The organism is Flavobacterium salmonis (assembly GCF_903819435.1).
Lineage (GTDB): Bacteria > Bacteroidota > Bacteroidia > Flavobacteriales > Flavobacteriaceae > Flavobacterium > Flavobacterium chungangense.
Map to the genome: position 1 here is coordinate 202,342 of NZ_CAIJDP010000068.1, position 12,036 is coordinate 214,377.

The 12,036-nt window shown below is 34.1% G+C and carries 11 protein-coding genes; 4 read left to right on the forward strand and 7 right to left on the reverse strand.

What is annotated here, in order from left to right; genetic code table 11:
- Nucleotides 1–2 precede the first annotated feature (2 nt).
- From uxaC to FLACHUCJ7_RS11000, 5 genes are all read right to left on the reverse strand, one after another.
- Nucleotides 3–1,409: a glucuronate isomerase gene (gene uxaC / locus FLACHUCJ7_RS10980; RefSeq protein ID WP_180908939.1), complete on the reverse strand. Its 1,407-nt coding sequence runs from the start codon at nucleotides 1,407–1,409 to the stop codon at nucleotides 3–5.
- Between the two features lie 20 nt (nucleotides 1,410–1,429).
- Nucleotides 1,430–2,224, reverse strand: a complete 795-nt coding sequence (locus tag FLACHUCJ7_RS10985; protein ID WP_180908940.1) for a gluconate 5-dehydrogenase — start codon at nucleotides 2,222–2,224, stop codon at nucleotides 1,430–1,432.
- 1 nt (nucleotide 2,225) lies between these two features.
- On the reverse strand, nucleotides 2,226–3,065 hold the full coding sequence (gene kduI / locus FLACHUCJ7_RS10990; RefSeq protein ID WP_078226255.1) for a 5-dehydro-4-deoxy-D-glucuronate isomerase: 840 nt from the start codon (nucleotides 3,063–3,065) through the stop codon (nucleotides 2,226–2,228).
- 87 nt (nucleotides 3,066–3,152) lie between these two features.
- Complete coding sequence (locus FLACHUCJ7_RS10995) at nucleotides 3,153–4,469, reverse strand: MFS transporter (protein WP_180908941.1); 1,317 nt, start codon at nucleotides 4,467–4,469, stop codon at nucleotides 3,153–3,155.
- A 43-nt stretch (nucleotides 4,470–4,512) separates the two neighbouring features.
- Nucleotides 4,513–6,084, reverse strand: a complete 1,572-nt coding sequence (locus tag FLACHUCJ7_RS11000) for an MFS transporter (protein WP_078226253.1) — start codon at nucleotides 6,082–6,084, stop codon at nucleotides 4,513–4,515.
- A gap of 451 nt (nucleotides 6,085–6,535) precedes the next feature.
- On the opposite strand from FLACHUCJ7_RS11000, the gene FLACHUCJ7_RS11005 reads away from it, so the two are divergent.
- The 4 genes from FLACHUCJ7_RS11005 to FLACHUCJ7_RS11020 all read left to right on the forward strand — a co-directional run bounded on the left by FLACHUCJ7_RS11005 (nucleotide 6,536) and on the right by FLACHUCJ7_RS11020 (nucleotide 10,348).
- Nucleotides 6,536–7,480 (forward strand): alpha/beta hydrolase, encoded by a 945-nt coding sequence (locus tag FLACHUCJ7_RS11005; protein ID WP_180908942.1) that lies wholly within the window; start codon nucleotides 6,536–6,538, stop codon nucleotides 7,478–7,480.
- Between the two features lie 80 nt (nucleotides 7,481–7,560).
- A complete protein-coding gene (locus FLACHUCJ7_RS11010; RefSeq protein WP_078226251.1) occupies nucleotides 7,561–7,860 on the forward strand; it encodes an ArsR/SmtB family transcription factor in 300 nt (99 codons plus the stop codon).
- A gap of 6 nt (nucleotides 7,861–7,866) precedes the next feature.
- Nucleotides 7,867–8,973 carry an NADH:flavin oxidoreductase gene (locus tag FLACHUCJ7_RS11015; RefSeq protein WP_078226250.1) on the forward strand — a complete coding sequence of 369 codons (1,107 nt, stop codon included), beginning with the start codon at nucleotides 7,867–7,869 and terminating at the stop codon, nucleotides 8,971–8,973.
- A gap of 472 nt (nucleotides 8,974–9,445) precedes the next feature.
- Nucleotides 9,446–10,348: an IS982 family transposase gene (locus FLACHUCJ7_RS11020; RefSeq protein ID WP_078227759.1), complete on the forward strand. Its 903-nt coding sequence runs from the start codon at nucleotides 9,446–9,448 to the stop codon at nucleotides 10,346–10,348.
- Between the two features lie 18 nt (nucleotides 10,349–10,366).
- On the opposite strand, the gene FLACHUCJ7_RS11025 is transcribed toward FLACHUCJ7_RS11020, so the two are convergent.
- Nucleotides 10,367–11,203, reverse strand: a complete 837-nt coding sequence (locus tag FLACHUCJ7_RS11025) for an acyltransferase family protein (protein WP_317170908.1) — start codon at nucleotides 11,201–11,203, stop codon at nucleotides 10,367–10,369.
- A gap of 119 nt (nucleotides 11,204–11,322) precedes the next feature.
- Nucleotides 11,323–11,973 carry a DUF1349 domain-containing protein gene (locus tag FLACHUCJ7_RS11030; protein WP_078227909.1) on the reverse strand — a complete coding sequence of 217 codons (651 nt, stop codon included), beginning with the start codon at nucleotides 11,971–11,973 and terminating at the stop codon, nucleotides 11,323–11,325.
- Between the last annotated feature and the right edge of the window lie 63 nt (nucleotides 11,974–12,036).

The window sequence follows — 12,036 nt, forward strand, 5'->3', positions numbered from 1 at the left end:
AATTAAAATTTGAAATATTCTTTTGCATTGTTATACGAAATATCAGAAACCATTTTTCCAATCCATTCCATATCAGCAGGAAGCTCTCCTCTTTGAATTTCATCTCCTAAAAGATTACAAAGAATTCTACGGAAATATTCGTGTCTTGGGAAAGATAAGAAACTTCTTGAATCTGTCAGCATTCCAACAAAACAACTAATTAATCCCATGTTTGATAGGGCGTTTAATTGTTTAGTCATTCCGTCTTTCTGATCCAAAAACCACCATCCTGATCCAAACTGTACTTTTCCTCTCACACTTCCGTCGTTAAAGTTACCAATCATGGTAGCCATCACTTCGTTATCAGCAGGATTTAAGTTATAAATAATCGTTTTTGTTAATTTATCTTTACTGTCTAATGCATTTAAGAAAGCAGATAATTTTTGAGCTTGTGGATAATCTCCAATGGAATCCCAACCTGTATCCGGTCCTAAAATCCTGTGCATACGGGCATTATTATTACGTAAAGCTCCTAAGTGAAATTGCTGTACCCAACCTAATTCATGATATGTTTCAGATAAAAACAATAAAACTGCACTTTGGAATTTCAATGCTTCTTCAGGAGTTATCGTTTGGTTTTCTCTTTTCTTTTTGAAAATTGCATTTATTTCTACTTCACTAAAGTTTTCGAAATAAATCTGATCTAAACCGTGATCACTTAATTTACATCCGTTTGCATTAAAGAAATCAATTCTTTTTCTTAATGCTGAAAGTAAATCAGAATAAGTATTGATTGCTACTCCGGACACATCCCCCAATGTGTCCAAATAAGCATTGTAACTATCATTTAAAATCAAAATAGCTTTATCAGGCCTGAAAGCCGTGCTCATTTTAGTTTCAAATGGATTACTGTTTAATTTTTGGTGAAACTCTAAAGTATCAATAGGATCTTCAGTAGTACAAACCAATTCAGCATTTACTTTTTTAAGCAAATTGCGTGTGCTGTATTCTGTTGAATTTACTTTTGCAGAAGCTTCCTCATATATTCTTTCAGCAGATTTTTCATTCAGCAAATCGTAAATATCAAAATAACGTGCTAATTCTAAATGCGTCCAGTGATACAAAGGATTACGCATAGTATAAGGAACTGTTTTAGCCCAGTTTAGGAATTTATCTTTATCAGAACCATTACCTGTAATAAACTGCTCATTAATCCCTAACGTACGCATTGCACGCCATTTGTAGTGATCTCCGTTTATCCACACATTTGTAATATTATCGAAAATTTTATCTTCAGTAATAAACTGTGGATTTAAGTGATTGTGATAATCAATAATAGGCTGATTTTTTGAATAATTATGATATAATTCTTCAGCGTATTTATTTTCAAGTAAAAAATTATCGTTTATGAATGTTTTATTCGAGCTCATGCTTTTAATATAATAGAAAATTATTCTTCGTTTGATGGTTTTCCAATTGTTGCAAGGATTCCGCCATCAACATATAAAATGTGACCGTTCACAAAATCACTGGCTTTTGATGATAAAAATATAGCTGCTCCTGCTAAATCACCAGGATCTCCCCACTTTGCAGCCGGTGTTCTACTAATGATAAAATCATTAAAAGGATGTCCATCAACTCTGATTGGTTTGGTTTGTTCAGTAGCAAAATAACCTGGTCCGATTCCGTTAATTTGAACATTATATTTAGCCCATTCCGTTGCCATATTTTTGGTTAACATTTTCAGACCTCCTTTTGCAGCAGCGTAAGCAGAAACTGTATTTCTTCCCAACTCACTCATCATTGAGCAAATGTTAATAATCTTACCTTGTCTTCTTTCGATCATTCCTTTGGCAACATGCTTAGAAACAATAAACGGACTTACTAAATCAATATCGATTACTTCTCTAAAATCAGCAACTTCCATTTCCAATAAAGGAATTCTTTTAATGATTCCGGCATTGTTAATCAGAATATCAATTGATCCGACTTCGCTCTCAATTTTCGCTACAGCAGCACTAACTTCTTTCTCTTCAGTAACATTAAATTTGTAACCAACAGCATTGATTCCTTCGCTTTTAAGTGCTGCCACAGCATCATCAATTTTTTGCTGAGAAGAATTTCCATTTACAACAATAGTTGCTCCCGCCTGACCTAATCCTTTTGCCATTGCCATTCCCAGTCCGTGTGTACTTCCTGTGATTAAGGCAACTTTTCCTTTTATATCAAATAAATCTATCATCATCTTATCTTAAATCTGTAATTTTACAAACATCCATATCTCCATAATCCAAATTCTCACCGGCCATTCCCCAGATAAAAGTATAATTACTTGTTCCAGAACCAGAGTGAATAGACCAAGGCGGAGAAATAACTGCCTGATGATTGTTCATCCAGATATGTCTTGTTTCCTGAGGCTGTCCCATAAAGTGACATACTGCCTGATTTTCCGGAATATCAAGATAGAAATAAACTTCCATACGACGATCGTGAACATGTGCCGGCATTGTATTCCAAACACTTCCCGGTTTCAATTCTGTCATTCCCATTTGCAATTGGCAAGTTGTAACCACGCTTCCAATAATCATTTGATTAACGGTACGGTGATTAGCTGTTTCCATTGTTCCCAATTGCAATTTATTAGCTTCAGCTAAACTTACTTTTTTAGTTGGGTAAGTTGTGTGAGCCGGAGCAGAATTCAAATAGAATTTTGCTGGATTGCTGCTATCATCACTTTTGAAGATTACTTCTTTGTTTCCACTTCCAATATACAAAGCATCTTTAAAACCTAACTCATAAGATGTTCCTTCAACAACAACAGAACCGCTACCTCCAACATTGATGATTCCCAACTCTCTTCGTTCCAAAAAATAAGGAGCTTTAAGTGGATCAATAGTTTCTAAAACTAAATCTCCTTTAACTGGAACTGCAGAACCGGTGATATATCTATCATAATGAGAATAAACCAACACCACTTCATCTTCCTGCATCAAATCATCAATCAGAAACTCATTTCTCAATTCCTGAGTATCATATTTTTTTACAGCTTCCGGGCTTGATGCGTATCTTGAACTATATTTTGTCATAATTTTAAATTAATGTAATCGATTGCACAAAATTATATTTTTAAATTTAAATATCATAATAGAAACGAAAAATTATTTGTGTATTTATCACACTTCTACCTTTTTCATTCTTGGAACTAAAATATGCATGATCAGCCAGGCCAGTAAATAAGCTGCTCCACAAATACAGAACATAATAAAATATCCTGTTTCTATTTTACCGATTTTGGTATAATAAACAAACATATTTTTTTGAACTACTGCGGTTAATAAAATTCCGCCAAATGCTCCGAACATCCCACCTATTCCAGTAACCGATGCAGTTGCTTTTTTAGGAAACATATCAGATACTGTTGTAAAAATGTTAGCGCTCCATGCCTGATGAGCTGAAACCGCAAAACCAATCACTAAAATTGCCCACCACATATTTATTGTACCTAAGTACTGAGAAAACAATACTGGTAAAACAGCAAACGCATAAAGTAGCATACTCGTTTTTCTAGCTTTATAAGCTGGCCAATTTTTCTCAATTAATTTTAACGGAAGCCAACCTCCAAAAATACTTCCAACACTCCCAATAACATAAACTAAGGCACATGGCCAAATAATTTCTGTAGCCGAAAGTTTGTATTGTTTCATTAAAAAATCAGGCAACCAGAACAAATAAAACCACCAAACAGGATCTGTTAATAGTTTTCCGATTGCAAAAGCCCATGTTTGACGAAAAGTCAATAGTTTCAACCATGAAACCTTCTCAGTATCTTCTGCCTCAATGACATCAGCTTTATCAGCATTAATATACTCAAGCTCTGCCTGCGATAAACGTTTTTGCTTTTGAGGCACTTCATAAAAAATAAACCATAAGGCCAACCATACAAAACCAATAATCCCTGTTGCAATGAAAGCCCATTGCCATCCATAATTTTCAGCTATAAATGGCACCGATAAAGGAACAATTATTGCTCCAATATTACTCCCTGAATTAAATATTCCTGTTGCTAAAGCACGTTCTTTTTGCGGAAACCATTCTGCTGTTGCTTTTATTGCCGCAGGAAAATTCCCTGCTTCTGTAACTCCTAAAAACACACGTGCAATCAAAAACCCTCCTGTCCCTGTTGCAAATGCATGTCCAACAGCTGCCAAACTCCATAAACCCGTTGCTATTGCATAACCTAATTTAGTACCTAATTTATCAATAATTCCTCCTGCAACCAGCATACCTAATGCATATGCAATTTTAAAAGCTATTTCTATATTTGAATAATCAATAACCTCTTGTTCCGGAGTCCAATGAAAGGCTTCTGCAAGAAAAGGCCTTAAATAACTGATTACATTTCGATCTAAATAATTTACGGTAGTAGCAAAGAAAACTAAGCTACAGATGGTCCAGCGATACTTTCCTATCGCTGCGTTGGTTTGGTTCATAATCTGGTTTGGTTTGGCTGGTAAATAGTTAGCATAAAATCTTTTAAAGATCCGTAATTGGTCTATATTTTGGAACTAATACTTTCATTACGATCCATCCTGTTAAATAACAAACAGCACAGATTGAAAAAATAATCATATATCCTGAGTTTATTCCGTTTACTACAGTATCTCCTGATTCTGATAATGATTTTAAGAAATCTCCTAAATTAGCAACTCCTTTTTCTTTTAAAAACGCCTTTTCTGTTTCCGGATTTAAAAATTGAGGGAATTTTTCTAAGAAAGACTGTCCGTTTACCGAACTCCAGTTTCGTTGTGTAAAATCAAACAAAACTCCTGATCCTTTATTAATTATAGTTGAACCAATTCCCCCTGCTAACCCTCCAATTCCTGTTATGGTTGCAATTGCTTTTTTTGGAAACATATCTCCTACTGTTGTAAAAATATTAGCAGACCATGATTGGTGAGCGGCACCTGCTATTCCTATAATAATTACCGGCACCCAGTAACTGATATAACCTAATGGCTGTGCAATCAAAGCTAATAATGGAAAGAAAGCAAAGATCAACATCGCTCTCATTCTTCCTTCGTATGGATTCATTCCTTTGTTTTCAACAAAATAAGTTGGAAGCCATCCACCTATAATTGACAATAAAGTAATCGTGTACAGAATAAATAGTGGAAAAGCTGCTTCTGTAGAATCCATTCCATAAACAGAACTCAAATAAGCCGGAGTCCAGAATAAGAAAAACCACCACACACCATCAGTCATAAATTTTCCAAAAGCAAAAGCCCATGTCTGCTTATATTTAAAACAATCTGCAAGAGAGACTTTGGTTTTAGTTTCAGGCACATATCCTTCAATTTTGCTGTCAGCAATATCATCTTGTTGAATATAAGCTAATTCAGCCGCATTAACTTTAGGATGTTTCTCAGGCTTGTCATACATAAAAACCCAAAATCCCATCCACACAAAACCTAAAGCTCCAATAATAATAAAAGCCATTTCCCATCCAAAAGCCTTTGCGATGAAAGGAATAGTTATTGGCGCAGCTAAAGCTCCTACTGTTGCTCCTGCATTAAATATACTTGTCGAAAATGCCCTGTCCTTTTTAGGAAAATATTCTGCTGTTGTTTTAATGGCAGCGGGAAAATTACCTGCTTCTCCAACAGCCAAAACAAAACGGGCAAAAATAAATAAGGTTACACTCACATTAATTACCAATGCAGTATCGTTTATAGCGTGAATAGCATCTTTTGCCCCTTCAAAACCTACAAACCAGTTTCCTGTTATGATTCCTGAAGTTGCTATGCCGCAAAAAGCATGTAAACAAGCTCCTAAAGACCAAACTCCAATAGCCCAAAGAAACCCTTTTTTAGTATCCATCCAGTCCACGAATCTACCTGCAAATAAAAGCGATACAGCATAAAAAATTGAAAACAAGGCTGTAATATTACCATAATCATTATTAGTCCAATGAAATTCCGGAGCAATAAATTCGCTCCACGTTAACGAAAGAACTTGTCTGTCTAAATAATTAATGGTTGTTGCAAAAAACAGCAATGCACATATACTCCAGCGATAATTTCCAATAGATTTGTTGGTTTGACTCATAGCAACTATGTTTGTTTTGGTTATAAAACCTTTAAATTAATTTAAAAACTGATGTTTTTCAATTTTATGTAAATCGATTTCGTTGATTAATTATAAAATTCCAAAAGTATAATTAATTCTAATATAAACCTAAAAATGTAATCGATTGCACAAATATAAGTTTAAATACTTATATTCCAAATAAATTACTTAAAAAATTATTTCAGGTGATAAATTAAACAGATACATCAAAAAAACAGATATAATATTACATAATAAATAATACTTTTGTTAAATCAAAGTTGTCTAAAATCTCATTTAAAACATTGATATAATAGCATATAAAATCTGTTATTGGTAAATTATTTTATTGATTTATCAACAAACAATCTATACTTTGAATTATATCTCAAATAATCACATAATACTCATCGAGGACTTAAGTATTTAAAAATCTAATACCTTTTAAAAATTGAAAACATTTATAAAAATTAATTTAAAAAAGAGTTTTTATTTATTCTTTTTATTATTTGGAATCACTATTAATTTACATTCTCAAAATGAAATTTTATCAATTTGGAACAAAATACCTGATGAAATAAATACTCCAGATTATAAGGAAAAAGAAGTAATAAAGGAGGGCAAAATTCAACGCACAAGTCAGGTTATTGTCCCAACATTAAGTGTTTTTCTTCCAAAAGAAACAAAGCCTAATCAAACTGCTGTCCTTATTTTTCCAGGTGGAGGATATGCACATTTATCCATGGAGAAGGAAGGAACAAATGTGGCTGAATGGCTAAACTCTTTAGGAATTACTGCTTTTGTTGTAAAATATAGGCTACCCAGTGATTTAATTATGAAAAACAAATCTATCGGACCTTTACAGGATGCTCAGGAGGCCATCCGTTATGTTCGATCTAATGCAGCAAAGTGGAATATTGATCCGGATAAAATTGGTACGATAGGTTTTTCAGCAGGCGGCCATTTAGCCTCAACCTTAGCAACACATTTTAATGATAAAGTATATGAATCAAAATTTAATAGTAGTGCCAGACCAGACTTTTCACTATTGATTTACCCGGTGATCTCGATGGATAACAATATAAGCCACAAAGGTTCACAGACAAATTTGTTAGGCAAGAAACCTTCGCAGATTCTTATTGATAATTTCTCTAACGATAAAAAAATTACATCCCAGACACCTCCAACTTTTTTAGTGCATGCATCAGATGATAGTGCTGTTTTACCTGAAAACAGTATCAATTATTATTTAGCTTTAAAAAAGAACAACGTTTCAGCCGAATTACATATTTACGAAAAAGGCGGTCACGGTTTTGGCTTAGGAACAAAAGACACCAGTCAGTTTTGGATTAATGATTGTAAAGAATGGCTTAAAATCAATCACTATATTTTTTAAAAACACACTGTTATCATAAAATTTATCTAAAATTATTTTTAATTAATTCAGATATCGGGAAAAGTCGATATATTTACATCATGGAACAAATTGAAATTTTTAAGGCATTGTCTAATAAGTCCAGATTACAAATGCTGGAATGGCTTAAAGAACCTGAAGTCAACTTTCCGGATCAAATTACTGCAGGATTTGAACATGGAGTTTGCGTTGGGCAGATACAGGCAAAGGCAGGCCTTACACAATCAACAGTTTCTGAATACTTGTCAATTTTACAACGTGCAGGATTTATAGAATCTACCCGTGTTGGACAATGGACATACTACAAACGCAACGAAAGTGCCTTTGAAGCACTCAGTAAATTAATTCAAAATAATTTGTAAATTACCATGAGTACAAACACCCTGTTTTCTCCATTTAACTTAAAAACGTTAAATCTTAAGAATAGAATCGTAATGGCGCCTATGACGCGCTCTTTTTCTCCAAACGGAACTCCAACCGAACAAGTCGCTTCCTACTACCAAAAAAGGGCTGAAGGCGAAGTTGGACTAATACTATCTGAAGGAACAGTTATTGACAGACCATCATCTTCAAATGATGCAAACGTACCTCACTTTTATGGCAGTGAAGCATTGAAAGGATGGAAAAACGTCATAGATAAAGTTCATACAGCCGGAGGTCAGATGGGACCGCAAATCTGGCATATGGGAATCATGGACAATCATCACTCGGGATGGGTTCCTCCTGTTCCTTTTGAAGGACCTTCAGGATTCAATCGTCCTGATTTCAGAAACGGTATTGCTATGTCAGAGAAAGATATTGAAAATACCATTTTAGCTTTCGGAAAAGCAGCTGCGGATGCTAAAAATTTAGGTTTTGATACTATCGAAATTCACGGTGCTCACGGTTATTTAATCGACCAGTTTTTTAGAGCAGAAACCAATCTTCGTGAAGATATTTACGGCGGAAAAACTTTACCGGAACGTAATCGTTTTGCTATTGAGGTCGTAAAAGAAATTAGAAAACAAGTTGGCAACGATTTCGCTGTGATTATGCGTTTCTCCCAATTTAAGCCTTCTGATTACAATTATAAACTGGCTAAAAACCCACACGAATTAGAAGCGTGGCTTACTCCGCTTGTGGATGCGGGAGTTGATATTTTACATTGTTCTCAACGTCGCTTCTGGGAGCCTGAATTTGAAGATTCTGATCTTAACTTTGCCGGATGGGCTAAAAAAGTAACCGGAGCTCCAACCATTACTGTTGGGTCTGTTGGACTTTCCAGCGATTTCTTTGGTGCATTTGCCGGAGAAAGTTCTGAGCCAACTTCTTTGGAAGAATTAAACAGACGTTTCGACAGAGGCGATTTTGATTTGGTTGCTGTTGGAAGACCTCTTTTATCAGATCCAAATTGGGTTGCAAAAATCAAAGCAGGTAAAACCGAACAATTAAAAGGTTTTAGCAAAGAAGCTTTAGCTGAATTAGTTTTAGAATAAATGCTATAATTATTTTATTTTAGAAATGTTAGCGCACTGGCTATTGTCTCAACACATAGGATTTCATAAAAAAAGGGATGAACAATTTTGTTCATCCCTTCTCTATTCTATATAACAAATTCTTTATTCTGTAACTGCAACGCTGCGTTTCTGAAATTTATTCTGCAACCAATTACGCACAGGTTCATCATACAGTTTCAAACATAAATAAGCAATTACAATACTGGCAACTAAAACTCCAATTCCCAATAGATAACCATCAGCAAGTGAAACTTTATTATCTACAACCAAGGCTGTATACCAATAAATCAGCGGGTAATGGGTAATGTAAAGCGGGTATGAAATATCACCTAAACCTTTACATATTTTAACGTGAGTTCGACATAAAAAAGGAAGGATATATTTGAAAAACAGAGATGGTTTATGTATATTAAAGCCTGACAAACAATTAATTACATTTAAAACCACCTCTATGTTAGATGCGAATAAAATTACTGAAATTTACTTTCTTATAGACGAATTCTGTAAAGAATTTGATAAAACTATAGCTGCTCATAGCTTAAAAGAAAAAGAGGCTCCAAAGAAAAGAAACCGAAAATTTATTATGTCAGATAGTGAAGTTATAACCATTTTAGTGCTATTTCACACTATGGGTTTCAAAAACTTAAAACATTTTTACTTGTTTTATATAGGAAAACATTTGAATAACGAATTTCCAAACCTTGTGTCTTACAATAGATTTGTGGAACTTCAAAAAAGAACCGCTGTACCAATGGCCCTATTTTTGAAAACCTGCTGTTTAGGTCAATGCACAGGAATTTCTATAATTGACTCTACCCCTTTGAGAGCATGCCATATTAGACGGGAAAAACAGCATAAAACATTCAAAGATTTAGCTACAAAAGGGCATACTTCAACGGGATGGTTCTTTGGGTTTAAATTACACTTAATTATAAATGATAAGGGAGAAATTCTTGATTTTATCTTTACTCAAGCCAATGTTGATGATAGAGAACCTTTAAAAAGCAATAACTTTCACAAAAGAATTTTTGGAAAACTTTTTGGTGACAAAGGATATATTGGAAAAGATTTGTTTGAACAGCTTTTTATAGATGGTGTGCATTTGATTACTAAAATCAAAAAGAACATGAAAAATAGTATGATGCTTTTACAAGATAAAATTATGCTAAGAAAGCGCTCATTAATTGAAACTGTTTATGATCAATTGAAAAATATTTGTCAAATAGAACATACAAGACACAGAAGTTTTGATAACTTTATAACTAATTTATTATCAGCACTAATAGCCTATTCTTTCTTCCCTAAAAAGCCTTCTATAAATATTGATTTTGAAAACAACAGGCTTGTAGCTTAATTATTGTTTACATCGAACTCACGTTATTTTAAGAGAAAACGGATTTTTTATTTCGCCTCCGGCACCAATTACTACGATTAAAGGAAAAATTAGAATAATACAAAAAGATTCGTACAAACCATTCATCCAAAGACTGTTTTCGTCTCCAATTCTTGGTATCATAAGAACAATTGCTATCAATATACTGCATAGCCAGAAAGCACCTTTTATATGAATTAATTTTCCTAATCGGGAAAGTAAAATTCGGGCAAAGAAAGGATACAATAAACGTGTAAACCCAATATTCATTTGTTCCAGATTCAGGGACCAGCCTCCAATAACATCTCCTTTTGGATCAAAAACAGTATAATTAATCAGCATCCCTGCAAACAGCAACACAAAGATTCCCAAAACTTTATTAGAGAATTTTCGAAAGATTAAAGCGTAAAGAATATTCGCTATATATTCGAAAAAAAGCGACCATGCAGGTCCGTCAAGCGGATCCATTTCACCCCATCCCCTAATCTCCATTGATGGTGGAATTGGGAGTAAGGTAAAGCCAATAATCATGGTTAAAATCACTTTCCAAACTTCCATTCCGGCAATCATTGGAAACAAAACATCAGAAGCCTGAAAATAATAGAAAATAGCTCCAATGATCATTCCCATAATAACCATGGACTGCAGGCGAATCAAACGACGTTTATAAAACTCCCATTGTGTCATTTTTGCCCAGCGGTCATCATACGCATAGGCAACAACAAATCCTGATAAAAGAAAAAAGAAATCGACTGCCAGATAACCGTGATTTATAATCTGCTTAAAACGGTTTCCTCTTGCAAAAGCTTCAAAAATATGAAAAGCAACAACTATAATTGCAGCAACTCAACGTAAGCCGTCTAAAATTTCATAATGCTTTTTTGTTTTAATTTCGGTCATAAAATGGTTAGTAATTAGTTGTTAATGGTTAATGGTTGATGGTTAATTATTAATAATTAATCTTGATGATTCTTTAGCCATTCTAACCTGCGCTGATCCGGTAAATGCGTAACTTTGAAGCTTTCAAATTTGGCTTCAAAACCTTTTCCGTCAGGTGAAGCTGCCATCAGACCTACCATAACCGGTGTATTATCCTGCAAAGGTGCATTACGTGTCAGTATATAGTTTTTATCATCATAAGAAAAGAATATTTCAACTGCATCTAATCTTCTCACTACTTTTATCCATACAAAAGGCGGGGATTTGTCTAAAGTAGTTACACTCCAGTCACTCTTATTGTGTGTCACAACGGTACTTATATTGAATTTTCCGTCAACAAACTCCACTCCGGTTTTAATATAGTTTTTTTCATCTACACGAATCATCAGACCCATTTGATCAAAACGGGCAATATAATTTCCGGTCAATTTTACTTTGGCTTCAAATTCACCGCCATAAGTTGCATAATAAAAAGGTGCATCATCAACGGTGAATCCATAATGCGAAATACGCCAATAATCACTCCCAGCGGTTACGTTCATGATTAAGGAATTGTTTTTAATTTCCCACTTTTCAGGTTCATTAAACCATTGCATTTTGTTCAGGCTTTGCGCCGAAAGGTTTTGTATTAAAAACAACACTGTTGCAACTAAAACTATTCGTTTCATTATTATTTTTTTATAAAAGTTAAACATTTTACTATTTTTTAAAAGCAAAGCTGCAACTTTTTA

Bases quoted from the DNA above. Each gene is read 5' to 3' on its own strand.
- uxaC (WP_180908939.1), bottom strand. From the start codon at position 1,409: ATGAGCTCGAATAAAACATTCATAAACGATAATTTTTTACTTGAAAAT.
- FLACHUCJ7_RS10985 (WP_180908940.1), bottom strand. From the start codon at position 2,224: ATGATGATAGATTTATTTGATATAAAAGGAAAAGTTGCCTTAATCACA.
- kduI (WP_078226255.1), bottom strand. From the start codon at position 3,065: ATGACAAAATATAGTTCAAGATACGCATCAAGCCCGGAAGCTGTAAAA.
- FLACHUCJ7_RS10995 (WP_180908941.1), bottom strand. From the start codon at position 4,469: ATGAACCAAACCAACGCAGCGATAGGAAAGTATCGCTGGACCATCTGT.
- FLACHUCJ7_RS11000 (WP_078226253.1), bottom strand. From the start codon at position 6,084: ATGAGTCAAACCAACAAATCTATTGGAAATTATCGCTGGAGTATATGT.
- FLACHUCJ7_RS11010 (WP_078226251.1), top strand. From the start codon at position 7,561: ATGGAACAAATTGAAATTTTTAAGGCATTGTCTAATAAGTCCAGATTA.
- FLACHUCJ7_RS11015 (WP_078226250.1), top strand. From the start codon at position 7,867: ATGAGTACAAACACCCTGTTTTCTCCATTTAACTTAAAAACGTTAAAT.
- FLACHUCJ7_RS11020 (WP_078227759.1), top strand. From the start codon at position 9,446: ATGTTAGATGCGAATAAAATTACTGAAATTTACTTTCTTATAGACGAA.
- FLACHUCJ7_RS11030 (WP_078227909.1), bottom strand. From the start codon at position 11,973: ATGAAACGAATAGTTTTAGTTGCAACAGTGTTGTTTTTAATACAAAAC.